The sequence below is a fragment of the Comamonas testosteroni ATCC 11996 genome (genome assembly GCF_000241525.1).
GTDB classification, from domain to species: Bacteria; Pseudomonadota; Gammaproteobacteria; order Burkholderiales; family Burkholderiaceae_C; genus Comamonas; species Comamonas testosteroni.
Genome location: NZ_AHIL01000025.1, coordinates 98,223 through 111,890 on the forward strand (window position 1 = coordinate 98,223; position 13,668 = coordinate 111,890).

The window sequence follows — 13,668 nt, forward strand, 5'->3', positions numbered from 1 at the left end:
GTGCCTCTCTAGACTGGTGCTTCTTGTTTAGAGAGGAAGAAACCCATGACCCTGATAGCCCTGAATGCCGACGTACTGGTCACCATGGATGCGCAGCGCCGCGAGATCAAAGGCGGTGCGCTGGTGGCGGACGGACCGGCCCTGCTGTGGGTGGGTGCAACGGCCGAGCTGCCGGCGCAATACCGCCGCATGGCCGACGAGGGCCAGGCGCGCGTGCTGGACATGCGCGGCAAGGTCGTGACGCCGGGTCTGGTCAACACCCACCACCACATGTACCAGAGCCTGACGCGCGCCGTGCCGGCCGCCCAGGATGCCGAGCTGTTTTCGTGGCTGCAGAACCTCTACATGCTGTGGTCGCATCTGACGCCCGAGATGATCCATGTCTCGACCCAGACCGCCATGGCCGAGCTCATGCTGTCGGGCTGCACCACCACCAGCGACCATCTGTACCTGTTCCCCAATGGATCGCGCCTTGATGATTCCATCGCAGCCGCGCAGCAGATGGGCATGCGCTTTCACGCCGCACGCGGCTCCATGAGCCTGGGCCGCAGCAAAGGCGGTCTGCCGCCCGATGTGGTGGTGGAGGAGGAAGAGGCCATTTTGCGCGACAGTCTGCGCTTGATCCAGCAATACCACGACGGCTCGCGCCACTCCATGCTGCGCGTGGTATTGGCCCCTTGTTCGCCGTTCTCGGTCACGCGCGATCTGATGCGCGAATCGGCGGTGCTGGCGCGTGCGCATGGCGTCTCGCTGCACACCCACTTGGCCGAGAACGACAACGACGTGGCCTTCTCGCGCGAAAAATTCGGCCTGACCCCGGCGCAATACGCCGAGGACCTGGGCTGGGTGGGGCGCGACGTCTGGCATGCGCATTGCGTCAAGCTCGATCCTGAAGGCATTGCGCTGTTTGCGCGCACCGGCACCGGTGTGGCGCACTGCCCATGCTCCAACATGCGCCTGGCCTCGGGCATCGCGCCCATTCGCGGAATGCGCGATGCGGGCGTGCCCGTGGCCCTGGGTGTGGACGGCAGCGCATCGAACGACGGAGCCCACATGCTGGGCGAGGCCCGCCAGGCCATGCTGCTGCAGCGCGTGGGCTACGGCCCGGCGGCCATGAGTGCCCGCGAGGCGCTGGAAATTGCCACGCTGGGCGGTGCACGCGTGCTCAATCGCGACGACATCGGCGCGCTGGCCCCCGGCATGTCGGCCGACTTCGTGGCCTTCGACATGGAGGCTGTCGGCTATGCGGGCGCCGGCCATGACCCCGTGGCGGCGCTGGTGTTCTGCACACCGGCCAATGTATCCAGCAGCGTCATCAACGGCCGCGTGGTGGTCGAGGATGGACGTCTGCTCACGGCCGACCTGCCTGTCGTGCTGGGCCAGCACCGCCGTCTTGCGCGCAGCCTGTTCGAGCGGGCCGCGGGACAGTAATGCACCCCCTGAGCGGCTTTGCCTAGGCGGCCCCGCCGCTTCCCCCTCTCTGGTGCGTTGCGCCAGAGGGGGGGCGACAGCCTCGCTGCGGGGGCGGCCTTTGCTCGCTGACCCTGAGGTGAGGGCATCAGTTCTCAACATGCAGTCCCGAATGGCTGGATTCAGCCTACCGCTGCAACCGCCGATTCGACCAAGGAGATATGCCACGACACAGCCAAGCACGCAGTGAAGCCCTCACGGGCACCCCTCGACGACATATCTACAAGTGCCTCTGAAGAGGCCATCGCATAGGGAAAAGGAGACACAACCATGGAAAAACTGCTTTACGGGGTGGAAGACCGTCCGCCCAGCCTCATCACCACTACGCTGCTTTCGCTGCAGCATCTGCTCGCCGCGCTGGGTGGCATCATTGCCGTGCCGCTGGTTTTCGGCGGTGCGCTCAAGCTGCCGGCCGACCAGATCGTGGCCCTGGTCAATGCGGCTTTGCTGGGCTCGGGCGTGGTCACCATCATCCAGTGCCGAGGCGTGGGGCCTGTCGGCATACGCCTGCCTTGCGTGATGGGCACAAGCTTTGCCTTTGTCGGTGCGGGCATCAGCGTGGGACTGGAGCATGGCGTTCCCGGCATCCTGGGCTCCTCATTGGTGGGCTCGCTGGTGATGATCATCGGCAGCTTTTTCATGCCGGTGATCCGTCGCTTCTTTCCGCATACCGTGACCAGCGTGGTCGTGACCATGATCGGGCTGTCGCTCACGCCCGTTGCCGTGGATTGGGCCGCAGGCGGCGTGGGCAGCGGCAGCTACGGCGCGGTGGGCAATCTGGCGATTGCCGGCTTTGTGCTGGCGCTGGTGATCGGCTTTGTGCAATGGGGCAAGGGCGTGATTTCGGCATCGGCCGTGGTGCTGGGCATTGCCTGCGGCTATCTGCTGTGCCTGGCCCTGGGTCTGATCGACTTCACCCAGGTGCGCGAGGCGCCGATCTTCGCGATTCCTCAGCCGCTGCATTTCGGTATGAGCTTTCCGGTATCGGGCATCGTTGCCATGTCCATCGCCTTTCTCGTGACCATTGTCGAGACCACCGGAACATTCATGGCCCTGGGAGCGGCAACGCAGACGCCGATCCGCGGCAAGCGCCTGGCCAGCGGCATGCTGTGCGACGGCGTGGGCTCGGCCTTTGCCGCCGTGATGTCGAGCCCGCCGGTTTCCACCTTCGCGCAGAACGTGGGTGTGGTGTCGCTCACCGGCGTGGCCAGCCGCCATGTGGTGATGCTGACCGGCGTGATGCTGCTGCTGGCCGGACTGTTCCCGGTGCTGGGTGCGCTGGTGGTGACGATTCCCCAGCCCGTGCTCGGAGGTGCAGGTCTGATGATGTTTGCCATGATCATCCTGGCGGGCATCCGCATGCTCAGCAGCGCCGAGCAGACACGTCGCAGCGGTCTGATCATTGCGGTCTCGCTGGGCTGCGGGCTGGCCGTGACGGTGCGCCCCGATCTTCTGTCCAAGATGCCTGCCTTTGTGCGCGAGGTCTTTGGTTCGGGCATCACTGTGGGTGCGCTGGTGGCCGTGGGACTGAATCTGCTGCTGCCGGGGCGCGAGTTCGATGCGCATGAGGAAGAGCTGGAGCTGGAGCCGGCGACGGCTGCCGTGGCCGCCGCTTCCGCTGCTGCCTGAAGCCTCAATGCTGCCCGTTCACAGCGTCATCTTGCTGTCGACGATGACCTTGCGCCAGCGCGCGAGGTCCTTGACTATGAGGTCGGCAAAGACCTTGGGCGTGCTGGGCATGGGCTGGGCACCTTCGCTTTGCAAACGCTCAAGAATAGAAGGGCTTCGGAGCGATGCATTGATCTGCTGATTGATCTTGGCGACCACGTCGGCGGGCATATTGGCAGGGCCGACCACGCCATACCATTGGTCGGCCTCAAATCCGGGCAAGCCTGCTTCGGCCACGGTAGGCACATTGGGTAGTGCAGGGATGCGCTGAGGTGATGAAACGGCGATCGCCTTGATCTGGCCGGAGCGAATTTGGGCCAGCACCGCAGGGATGCCGGTGAACAAGGCCTGAACCTGGCCGGCCACCAGATCATTGACGGCCGGTGCCGTGCCCTTGTAGGGCACATGCTGCATCTTCAGCCCGGCTTGCAGGCTCAGATAGGCCATGGTCATATGCGCGGCACTGCCGTTGCCCCCCGAGCTGAAATTCACTGCGCCCGGGTTGGCCCTGGCGTAGCTGATGAACGATGCCAGATCATTGACCGGCAGCGATGGATGCACGACCAGCACGTTGGGCACACGCGCCACCCAGGCCAGCGGCGTAAAGCTCTTGATAGGGTCGTAAGGCAGCTTGGGGTAGAGCGTGGGTGTAACGGCCAGCGTGCCGACATGGCCCATGAGCAGGGTGTAGCCATCGGCACTGGCCTTTGCCACGCGGTCCGCGCCAATGCTGCCACCTGCGCCGGCGACGTTTTCCGGCACCACGCTCTGGCCCCAGGCGGTCGTCAGCTCATGACCTATGGCGCGACCCAGAATGTCTGCAGAGCCGCCGGGCGTGAACGGAATGACCATGCGTATGGCCTTGCTGGGGTACCTCGAGTCCTGCGCCAGAGCAGTGCCGGTCAGACTGCCCAAGGCGGCAGCCGCAGCCCATTGGCTCCATTGGCGACGGTTCAGAGAGGAGGGTTCACGTGCGGTGAAAGCGGGCATATTGTCTCCTCATGATGTTTTGCAGACAGTCTATGAGATGGCGCTCTGCCTGGCTCTGGCGCAGCCGGCATAGCTGCTATGCAGTGGCTGCCTGCCAAGCCTTTGACAGGCACAGGCTCGCTACACTGCAGTCATGACTACAAGTACAGACACCCCCGTGAATCGCCCCGACATCACCATTTTTCACAACAGCCGCTGCAGCAATTCGCGCGGCGCGCTGGCGCTGCTGCGCGAGCATGGCATCGAGCCCAATATCGTCGATTACATCGCCACGCCGCTGACGGCGCCGGAGCTGGCTGAGCTGGTGGCGCATCTGGGTGTCCCCGTGCGTGACTTGCTGCGTACCAAGGAGGCCCAGTTCAAGGAGCTGGGTCTGGATAACGCAGCCGTCAGCGATGTCCAGCTGATTCAGGCCGTGGCTGCGCATCCGGTGCTGCTCAATCGACCCATTGTGGTCACCCCCAAGGGGGCCAAGCTTTGTCGCCCGCCGGAGCTGGTGCTGGAGCTGATCTGAGGCTGTAAAGAGCCTGAGCACGCCGGACCGTGTGCGAGCCGGCGGCTGCCGGATCAGGCCTTTGGCCCAGAGCTGCACGAGCCTAAGTCTGGCCTAAGTGTGCATGTTCAAACTTCCCTTCAACGACACCGATCCGGTGCTTTTCTTTGAAAGGATGACCATGAACACAATTCTGTCTACGCCTCGCCGACTGGTGATGGCTCTGGTGGCTGCTGGTGCGATTGGCGCACTGGGCGCCACCGGCGCCGGCCTGGTGGGAACCCGCAGCGCTGCCCAGGCGCAGGTGACGCAATCTGCAGTGGCTGCACAGCCCACAGCGTTTAACCTGCCTGCGGTGAATGCTCCCAATTTTGCGGATATCACGGCACGCAACGGCGCGGCCGTGGTCAATATCAGCGTGGTGGGCTCCTCTCGTGCCATGAGCGACGATGAAGGCGACCAGACCAGCGAACGTCAGCAACAGGGCCCTGGCATCAGCCCTGACGATCCCTTCTTTGAATTCTTCCGCCAGTTCGGCATTCCAGGCATGCCCGGTGGCCAGGGCATGGGGCCGCGTGCGCAACAGCCCGATACACCCATGCGTGGACAGGGCTCGGGCTTTATCGTGTCCAGCGACGGCGTGATTCTGACCAACGCCCATGTGGTGCGCGGAGCCAAGGAGGTGACGGTCAAGCTCAACGACCGCCGCGAGTTCAGGGCCAAAGTGCTGGGAGCCGACCCCAAGACCGATGTGGCGGTACTCAAGATTGACGCCAGCGGCCTGCCCACGGTCAAGCTGGGCCAGACCAGCCAGTTGCGCGTGGGCGACTGGGTACTGGCGATCGGCTCGCCCTTCGGTTTTGAGAACAGCGTGACGGCTGGCGTGGTAAGCGCCAAGGGTCGTTCTCTGCCCGATGACTCCTTCGTGCCTTTCCTGCAGACGGATGTGGCGATCAACCCCGGAAACTCCGGAGGCCCGCTATTCAACGCTCAGGGCGAGGTCGTGGGCATCAACAGCCAGATCTACACCCGCTCTGGCGGGTATCAAGGGGTGTCGTTTGCGATTCCCATCGAACTGGCAACCCGTGTGCAACAGCAAATTCAGGCAACGGGTAAGGCCCAGCATGCCAAGCTGGGCGTGAGTGTGCAGGAGGTCAATCAGGCCTTTGCCGATTCCTTCAAGCTGGATAAGCCCGAAGGTGCATTGGTGGCCAGTGTCGAAAGGAATGGCCCTGCCGCCAAGGCCGGACTGGAACCAGGCGATGTGGTGCGCAAGGTGGATGGCAAACCCGTTGTTGGTTCGGGCGATCTGCCTGCCTTTATCGGCCAGGCCTTGCCGGGGCAGAAAGTGTCGCTGGAAATCTGGCGCAAAGGTGAGTCCAAAACCCTGAGTGCGACCCTTGGCGATGCCAGCGACAAGGCTGTGAAGGTGGCCAAGTCCTCTCCCGATGGAGACAAGGGCAAGCTGGGTCTGGCGCTGCGCCCCCTGCAGCCTGAGGAGAAAAAGCAGATTGGTGTGGACTCCGGTCTGCTGGTGGCTCAGGCCAGCGGTCCGGCTGCAGCGGCAGGCATCAGCCAGGGAGATGTGCTGCTGTCCATCAATGGCGCACCTGCCGGAAATATCGACGAGGTGCGGGCCGCAGTCGCCAAGGCGGACAAGACCGTGGCCGTGCTGATCTGGCGCGAAGGCAACAAAATCTTTGTGCCGGTGCGCCTGGGCTGACTGACGCCCTGACTACGCAGAAAACCGCAACCTTCCGGGTTGCGGTTTTTCTTTATCTGCTTTCATTGATTTAAAACAAAAAATATCTGAATGAATGAATATTCTATGAATATCAACATAATGTTGTCATATTTCAAGAAGTGACGAGTTTCAGGAGAAGTAATGCCATAGACTGCCGGGCCAAAGCACTCATTCGTCTTTTTGACGCCATTTGGTGGCGATTTGGCGTGACCGCAAATACATCGTGACGGCCCTCGGAGCAGGCGCTGCGAGGGGAAGATTTTTTGGATCAGCAACACAGTCTGCAGGTGCAAGGCCTGGGCGCTTCATATGGTCCACGCGTGGTTCTGGCCGAAGTGGACTTCACGCTGCCGCAATCAGGCGTAACCGCATTGCTGGGCCCTGCGGGCACAGGAAAATCCACGCTGCTGCGCACGCTGGCCGGACTGAATGCGGTCAATCCGCGTTTTCGCAGCTGGGGGCAGGTGGTCTATTGCGCTCATCCATTGCGTATGCCTTTGAGCGCCGATGGCGTGCAGGCCTTGCCGCGCCTGGTACAGCAGCATGCCCGGCTCATGCGTGCCAACACCCTGGATGCACTGATCGAGAAGGCGCGCCAGAGCGAGTCACGTGCGCCACTGCAGTGGCGCACGTGGGTGACTGAACAGCTGCAGCACTATGGTTTTGCCGAGCTGGCCCAGGTACTGGACAAGTCCACCATGCTGTTGAGTGCGGTGCAGCAACGCGCTGTAGCCATTCTGCGCGAGGCCTGGGCCCGGCCTGCGGTGTTGATGGTGGATGAGCCCACGGCTGATCTGGATGGCTATGAGGCGTTTTTGCTGCTGGACTTGATCAAGCAGATAGGGCAGCACAGTAGTGTGCTGCTCGTCACGCACCATCAGCAGCATGCCCAGGCTGCTGCCCAGCAGATGCTGTTGCTCGCAGGTGGTCAAATTCAGGAAGCCGCAGCAATGGCGGCGTTCACTCAGCGGCCGCTCAGTGCCGCCGGTCAGCAATTCCTGCGTACCGGCAGCTGCGCTGTACCTATGCCGGGTACCCCTTTGAATGAGCTGGCCGACGATGTGTTGCCGCCACCTCCCTTGCCTGCCGCCGCCTTGGCGGCCATCGCCGAATTTTCCGACTTGCCTGCATCTTCGGCAGCCGTAAGTGAGGTCGTTACTTCCTCCAAATTGGAACCCGTTCTGCCTGCGTCAACGTCGGTCTCTGCACCTGAACCTGCACTGTCGCAACCGGCAGCGGTCGCGTCATCTGGCCTGTCCTCTGCAGCCCGCTACCAGCCTCGCACCGTGAATGCGGCTGTGCTGATGGAAATGCAGCCATTGCTGGCTGCTGAAAATGCCGTGCCAGCCAGCCGCGGCCCGAACGGATTTTCCTGGCTGGTGCCAGGGAGGCTGGCTGGTACGCCCTGGCCGGGCGTGGTGCACGGCATGGACGCCGATCTCAAAGCCCTGAATCGTTGCGGCGTCACCATGCTGATCACGCTGACGGAAAAGGACTTCCCGCAGGATGCCTTGGCCCGCAATGGGCTCAAGAACTTTCACCTGCCGGTCTATGACCACGAGCCACCGACAGTGGCACAGATGCAGATGCTGCTGGCACGCATGTCTGCCGCCCTGCGCCGTGGGGAGGTGCTTGCCGTGCACTGCCTTGCCGGATTGGGCCGCACAGGAACCGTGCTTGCCGCCTGGCTGGTGCGAGAGGGCCTGACTGCCGAAGAAGCGCTGCGCCGTGTGCGATTGATTGACGCTCAGTATGTGCAATCCGAGGCGCAGGAAGCGCTTCTTTATGAATTCGAAAACGCATTGCTGCAAAAGATGGCGTGATGTTTTCAAGACCACCAAAGCATGGCCGCTGCGGACTGCATACGGCCATGACGCAAAAGATAAGCAATAGGAAAGTGAGAGCGAAATGAGTTTGGATGCTGTGTTGACGCAGGCCGTGGCTTCGGTGCCTGAATGTTTGGCTGCAGGTTATGTGGATGCTGCTTCGGGCATGCTGCTGTCGATCCGTACCGTGGATTCCCATCCGCGTGACGTGATTGATCTGGTGGCTGCGGCTACGGCCGACCTGTTCAACGGCCCCAATGTCTCCATGATCGAGACCCTGTTCAAGCGTTCGCGCGGCATCAGCGATGATGGTCACCACTATTTTCAGGAAATCATCATCAACAGTGACAACCTGATTCATGTCTTTCTGCGTAGCAAGGCAGTGCCCGACTATGTGGCAGTCTTTGTCTGCCGCCGTACCGCCAACCTGGGCATGGCATTGACCAAGGCACGTATGGCGATGCCGGGCATCGAAGCTGCGGTGTAACCGGCAGCCCTTCATGTGAGGTGGCGGCTTGCCCGCTTGGGGTGGGGCTGGCTCGCTTGCCGCCGTGCGGGCATGCAGGCAGCGTGCGATGCGCCCTTTGTTTCTGGTGCTGGGCATTTCCGCTGTAGCGGCGCTATCCTTGCGCCATGCGTTTGTTGCTCGTTGAAGATGACACCATGATCGGCCAGGCCGTGCTGGCGCTGCTGCGCGGTGAAGGCTATGTGGTGGACTGGGTTCAGGATGGCGCCCAGGCCGATACAGCCTTGCATGGCCACCAGTACGATCTGGTGCTGCTCGACTTGGGCTTGCCCAAGCTTGATGGCTTGCAGGTGCTGCGCCAGTTGCGTGCGCGCAAGGATGCCACTCCGGTGCTGGTGGCGACCGCCAGGGATGCCGTGCGTGACCGCATTGCGGGGCTTGACGCCGGGGCCGATGACTACGTCATCAAACCCTATGACATGGATGAGCTGCTGGCCCGCATTCGCGCGCTAACGCGGCGTGCGGCAGGGCATCTGGATGCGGTGTATGAGCATGAAGGCATCATGCTCAACCCCAATACCCGTGAGGCCAGCGTGAATGGTCAGCCAGTCACCCTGTCAGGCCGTGAATGGGCGGTGCTGCAGGCATTGCTGACAAGGCCGGGAGCTACGCTGTCACGTCAGCAAATCGAAGACAAGCTCTACGGCTGGGGCGACGAGGTCAGCAGCAATGCGGTGGAGGTCTATATCCACGGGCTGCGCAAAAAGCTCGGCGCTGCAGCGGTGCTCAATGTGCGTGGTCTTGGATATATGGTGCCAAGACCATGAGCAAAAACCAGGCATTGAAGCGGCTGAAGCTGCCTGGTTCGCTGGGCGGACGCCTGCTGCTGTTCATCGGCATGGCGATTTTGCTGGTGGCAGTTCTGCAGGGGGCTTTTGCCTATCGCAATGCTCTGGAGCAGACCGATACCCTGTTCGACTACCAGATGCAGCAGACGGCGTTTGCACTGCGGGCAGGTCTGCCGGTCGACGCCAAAGGCCGGCCGCAGGGAACGCCGCCCGAAGATGAAAACAACGAGTTCATCGTCCAGGTCTGGACCAATGAGGGACTGAGAATCTTCGAGTCGGCTCTGGGCGATGCCTTGCCTCAGATGGCTGTGCTGGGCTTTGCCGATGTGCCTGCGCGTGGCACGACCTACCGTGTGTTCTCACTGCAGACACGCTCTCAGGTGATTCAGATTGCACAGGACATGCGCGTGCGTCAGATGCTCGCGCGTGAAGCCGCCTGGCGCAGCTTGTTGCCTGTGGTGTTGCTGTTGCCGCTGCTGGCGCTGGCCGTGTGGTGGGTGATTCGCCGTTCACTGACTCCCGTGCATCGGGTGCGCAGGGAGTTGGCCCTGCGTCAGCCCCAGGATCTGGCACCCGTGGCGGAGCATGATCTGCCGGATGAGATGCGCCCGCTGGTGGAGGAGCTCAACAACCTGCTGCAGCGCGTACGGCAGGCTTTTGAGGCCCAGCAGAATTTCGTTGCAGATGCTGCGCATGAGCTGCGCTCGCCGCTGGCCGCGTTGCAGCTGCAATTGCAGCTGCTGCGCAAAGCGACGGACAGCGCTGAGCGCGAGTCAGCGCAGACCAGTCTGGCGCAAGGAATAGAGCGCGCCAGACGACTGGTGGAGCAGTTGCTGGCATTGGCCAGGCAGGAAGCCAGGCCGCAGACTGAAGACGCGCCGCTGGCGGACTTGCGTGTGCTGGTCGAGCAGGCCCTGGCTGATGCCGCACCGGCTGCCCAGGCCAAGGGGCTGGACATGGGCCTGAGCGAAGACCCGCAGCAGCAGTCCGCATTCAGTGTGGCCGCAGACGCCGGTGCACTGGCGGTGCTGCTGCGCAACCTGCTGGACAACGCGATTAAATACGTGCCCGCCGGGAGCCGTGTTGATGTGGGCTGGTTGCAGGACGAGCACGGACGTGCACTGGTAGTGGAAGACTCGGGTCCTGGCATTGCACCGGCAGAGCGTCAGCGCGTCCTGCAGCGCTTTGTGCGAGGTCAAGGGGCTGGCTGCATGGCCGGCGGTAGTGGCCTGGGACTGGCCATTGCGCAAAGCATTGCGCAAAGCAGTGGTGCTGAGCTTTTGCTTGACGAGTCGCCGCAACTGGGCGGTTTGCGTGTCAGGGTCCTGTGGCCTCAGTCCTAGTCTGACAATCGATTGCTTGAAAATATGAGCGTTGGGATCTGGCTTTCATTGCATGATTGAAAGATAGTCTCAGTCGAATGAAAGTGATGATGCCTAGGCTTTAGGCTTTGCTTGAGCTGCCCCACTCGTCGTGCGGCCGTACCCCCAAATTGCACCATGCCATCAATTATTCAACGCCTTTCCCAGACCGTCTCTGCATCTCAGAATCTGCCCAGCTTCACGCGACCTCTTCTGGAAATCATGGTGGAAGTGACTGATCTGGAGTCGGCCTACCTCACCACCGTTGATGAGACACGCGGTATTCAGAATGTGCTGTACTCCCTCAATACGGGAGGCATGAGAATTCCCGAAGGGCTGGAGGTTCCCTGGAACGATACCTTGTGCAAGCGCTCGCTCGACGAAGGACGTACCTTTACCGACAATGTTGGCGAATGCTGGGGCGACTCGGATGCAGCGCGCCAGTTGGGTATCCAGACTTATGTGAGCACGCCCGTGCGTTTTTCCAATGGTGCGTTGTTTGGCACTTTGTGTGCAGCCAGCGACCATTCCGTCGCGCTGGCCGCAGAGGCCGAGGATTTGCTGCGACTGTTTGCCAAGATCATTGCCGGCTTTGCCGAGCGCGAGCAACTGGTGAGATCGTTGCAGCATGCCAATGAGGAGCTGGCCTCGCTGGCCATGCTCGATGCCCTGACTGGATTGCCCAATCGTCGCTGCGTGACTGAGGAGCTCAACCGGCTCATTGCTCATTGCCGCCGCACCCGTGAATGGGTGCTGGTGGGCTTTGTGGATCTTGACCGCTTCAAGCAGATCAATGACCAGTTTGGTCATGAGGCTGGGGATGCGTTGCTGCGTGCCATGGCCGAACAATTGCGAGCAGGACTGCGCAGCAGTGACATGCTGGCTCGTTTCGGTGGCGATGAATTCGTCATGGTCGGTGCAGGGCCTCTGCTGGATGAAGACGCTGAGGCCGTGATCAGGGAGATGCAGTTGCGACTGAGCAAAGCCTCTGTCGCCATCTTGCAATTGGCCGACGGACGTGAGATCGAGTACGCAGGAGCCAGCGTAGGCATGGTCTGTTTGACGCCCGATGACACCGACGTGGACGATGCTTTGCAGAAAGCCGATGCTGCGATGTACAAAGTGAAAGCTGCAAGGCAGAGACTGCCTGAGGTGATCTGACTTTAAGAGACTCCCCAGGGGGTCTTTTTCATTGCTGCACGACAGTCGATCGACCTTGCAAAGGAGGGCAGCGTGCAGGCTTGATGTCTCGGTAATAATCGTTGGCGGAGGTATTGTTTGTGAAAAATTCGCTCGCAGAAGGTCTGGACTTCGAGGATATGTTCAACCTGGCCCCGGTATCGCTCTGGATGGAGGACTACAGCGGCCTGAAACAGATATTCGATCAATGGCGGGCGCAGGGCGTGAGCGATCTGCTCAGTTTTCTCAAAGAAGATCCGGAGCGGCTCAAGCTGTGCAGTCAGTCCTACAAGGTGCTGCGGGTCAATCAATACACGCTTGACCTGTTCAAGGCCGCTGATGAGGAAACCCTGAAGAGCCGGCTGAGCGAGGTCTTTCGCGGCGACATGCTCGACAGCATCATGAACGAGCTGCTCGCCCTCTGGGAAGGAGTGCTCAGTTTCGAGACCCGTTCGGTCAACTATGCCCTGGATGGACGGCGGCTTGATGTGCAGGTGAGGGCGCGTGTACTGCCGGGCTACGAGCAAAGCTGGAGCCGGGTGCTGGTCTCTCTGGAGGATGTGACGGCCGAAGTGCAGAGCACGGTGAAGCTTCAGAGCAGCGAGCAATATTCCAGAGACCTGTTCGAGTACTCGCCGGTGTCGCTGTGGGTCGAGGACTTCAGCGTGGTCAAGCGCCTGATGGACGATGTTCGAGCGCGCGGAATCACCGATTTCCGGACTTTTCTGAAAGTGCATCCGGAATTCGTGACCCGCTGCATGCAGGAAATCCAGGTGCTCGATGTCAATCGCCAGACGCTGCAAATGTTCGGTGCCGAGAGCAAGCAGCAACTGCTGCAGAATCTGTCCAAGGTTTTCAGGGGCGAAATGTACGATTCGTTTGCCGAGCAGCTGATAGACCTTTGGGAAGGTAAGCTGGTGCAGCAGCGGGAAGTGGTGAACTACGGACTTTCTGGCGATGTGCTCCATATTCATATGGAGTTCGCCATCATGAGCAGCCATGCGGAAAAATGGGGCTTGGTGCTGCTGTCACTCGTAGATATCACCGCTCGCAAGAAGGCTGAGGCTTATCTCGAATATCTGGGCAAGCATGATGTGTTGACCCAGTTGCGCAACCGCGCTTTCTATACGGAAGAGCTCAACAGGCTGTCGCGCAAAGGGCCCTGGCCCTTGTCCATGCTTGCCATAGATATGAATGGACTCAAGGTCGTCAACGACGAGCATGGTCATACTGCAGGCGATGCCATGCTGAGGCGTATGGGAGAAGTTCTCTCCAAGGCGGTGGATGCGCCGGCCTGCGCTGCCCGCATCGGTGGCGATGAGTTTGTCGTGCTTTTGCCGGGAACCGATGAACGCGGTGCCGTGGCATTGCAGGAGCGCATCTTGTCCTTGCTGGAGCTGAACAATCAGTTCTATCCGGGTCACAGCATCCAGGTCTCCATGGGTCATGCCTGTGGCCAGGAAGGCACGCCGATAGAGAGCATCGTTCAAGGGGCGGACAAGGCCATGTATGCTGAAAAAGCACGTCTTTACCGGGACAAGGAGCGCGACAGGCGTGTGAGCTCAACCTGAGCGCAGGTATGCGTCAATCCAGTTCCACTTCGCGTCACAGTCTGACTGCAGG

At 61.2% G+C, this 13,668-nt stretch carries 11 protein-coding genes; 10 read left to right on the forward strand and 1 reads right to left on the reverse strand.

All coding sequences use genetic code 11. The annotated features are described in order from the left end of the window. Positions 1–45: 45 nt before the first annotated feature. Both CTATCC11996_RS09180 and CTATCC11996_RS09185 read left to right on the forward strand, forming a co-directional pair. Positions 46–1,431 (forward strand): 8-oxoguanine deaminase, encoded by a 1,386-nt coding sequence (locus CTATCC11996_RS09180; RefSeq protein WP_003075392.1) that lies wholly within the window; start codon positions 46–48, stop codon positions 1,429–1,431. Between the two features lie 309 nt (positions 1,432–1,740). Next, positions 1,741–3,099: a nucleobase:cation symporter-2 family protein gene (locus CTATCC11996_RS09185; RefSeq protein WP_003075394.1), complete on the forward strand. Its 1,359-nt coding sequence runs from the start codon at positions 1,741–1,743 to the stop codon at positions 3,097–3,099. 18 nt (positions 3,100–3,117) lie between these two features. On the opposite strand, the gene CTATCC11996_RS09190 is transcribed toward CTATCC11996_RS09185, so the two are convergent. Then, on the reverse strand, positions 3,118–4,128 hold the full coding sequence (locus tag CTATCC11996_RS09190; RefSeq protein WP_003075396.1) for a Bug family tripartite tricarboxylate transporter substrate binding protein: 1,011 nt from the start codon (positions 4,126–4,128) through the stop codon (positions 3,118–3,120). 133 nt (positions 4,129–4,261) lie between these two features. Between CTATCC11996_RS09190 and arsC the strand changes: the two genes are divergently transcribed. The 8 genes from arsC to CTATCC11996_RS09230 all read left to right on the forward strand — a co-directional run bounded on the left by arsC (position 4,262) and on the right by CTATCC11996_RS09230 (position 13,616). Beyond that, the gene (gene arsC / locus CTATCC11996_RS09195; RefSeq protein WP_042437682.1) at positions 4,262–4,642 is read left to right on the forward strand and encodes an arsenate reductase (glutaredoxin); all 381 of its coding nucleotides are present in this window, start codon (positions 4,262–4,264) and stop codon (positions 4,640–4,642) included. A gap of 160 nt (positions 4,643–4,802) precedes the next feature. Next, positions 4,803–6,344 carry a Do family serine endopeptidase gene (locus tag CTATCC11996_RS09200; protein WP_034348592.1) on the forward strand — a complete coding sequence of 514 codons (1,542 nt, stop codon included), beginning with the start codon at positions 4,803–4,805 and terminating at the stop codon, positions 6,342–6,344. A 284-nt stretch (positions 6,345–6,628) separates the two neighbouring features. Continuing rightward, positions 6,629–8,188: a phosphatase domain-containing protein gene (locus CTATCC11996_RS09205; RefSeq protein ID WP_003075401.1), complete on the forward strand. Its 1,560-nt coding sequence runs from the start codon at positions 6,629–6,631 to the stop codon at positions 8,186–8,188. Between the two features lie 85 nt (positions 8,189–8,273). After that, entirely contained in the window at positions 8,274–8,678 is a 405-nt protein-coding gene (locus CTATCC11996_RS09210; RefSeq protein ID WP_003075403.1) for a hypothetical protein, read from the forward strand. A 146-nt stretch (positions 8,679–8,824) separates the two neighbouring features. After that, a complete protein-coding gene (locus CTATCC11996_RS09215) occupies positions 8,825–9,484 on the forward strand; it encodes a response regulator (RefSeq protein ID WP_034348534.1) in 660 nt (219 codons plus the stop codon). After that, positions 9,481–10,848, forward strand: coding sequence for an ATP-binding protein (locus CTATCC11996_RS09220; RefSeq protein WP_003075407.1), 1,368 nt, complete (start codon positions 9,481–9,483; stop codon positions 10,846–10,848). The genes CTATCC11996_RS09215 and CTATCC11996_RS09220 overlap by 4 nt, the downstream gene beginning before the upstream one ends. A gap of 156 nt (positions 10,849–11,004) precedes the next feature. After that, complete coding sequence (locus CTATCC11996_RS09225; RefSeq protein WP_034348535.1) at positions 11,005–12,027, forward strand: sensor domain-containing diguanylate cyclase; 1,023 nt, start codon at positions 11,005–11,007, stop codon at positions 12,025–12,027. Between the two features lie 119 nt (positions 12,028–12,146). Beyond that, on the forward strand, positions 12,147–13,616 hold the full coding sequence (locus CTATCC11996_RS09230) for a sensor domain-containing diguanylate cyclase (RefSeq protein WP_172590562.1): 1,470 nt from the start codon (positions 12,147–12,149) through the stop codon (positions 13,614–13,616). Positions 13,617–13,668: the final 52 nt, after the last annotated feature.

Excerpts from the sequence above, each read along its gene's own strand:
- CTATCC11996_RS09185 (WP_003075394.1), top strand. The coding sequence starts at position 1,741 with ATGGAAAAACTGCTTTACGGGGTGGAAGACCGTCCGCCCAGCCTCATC.
- CTATCC11996_RS09210 (WP_003075403.1), top strand. The coding sequence starts at position 8,274 with ATGAGTTTGGATGCTGTGTTGACGCAGGCCGTGGCTTCGGTGCCTGAA.
- CTATCC11996_RS09190 (WP_003075396.1), bottom strand. The coding sequence starts at position 4,128 with ATGCCCGCTTTCACCGCACGTGAACCCTCCTCTCTGAACCGTCGCCAA.
- CTATCC11996_RS09220 (WP_003075407.1), top strand. The coding sequence starts at position 9,481 with ATGAGCAAAAACCAGGCATTGAAGCGGCTGAAGCTGCCTGGTTCGCTG.
- CTATCC11996_RS09215 (WP_034348534.1), top strand. The coding sequence starts at position 8,825 with ATGCGTTTGTTGCTCGTTGAAGATGACACCATGATCGGCCAGGCCGTG.
- CTATCC11996_RS09180 (WP_003075392.1), top strand. The coding sequence starts at position 46 with ATGACCCTGATAGCCCTGAATGCCGACGTACTGGTCACCATGGATGCG.
- arsC (WP_042437682.1), top strand. The coding sequence starts at position 4,262 with ATGACTACAAGTACAGACACCCCCGTGAATCGCCCCGACATCACCATT.
- CTATCC11996_RS09200 (WP_034348592.1), top strand. The coding sequence starts at position 4,803 with ATGAACACAATTCTGTCTACGCCTCGCCGACTGGTGATGGCTCTGGTG.
- CTATCC11996_RS09225 (WP_034348535.1), top strand. The coding sequence starts at position 11,005 with ATGCCATCAATTATTCAACGCCTTTCCCAGACCGTCTCTGCATCTCAG.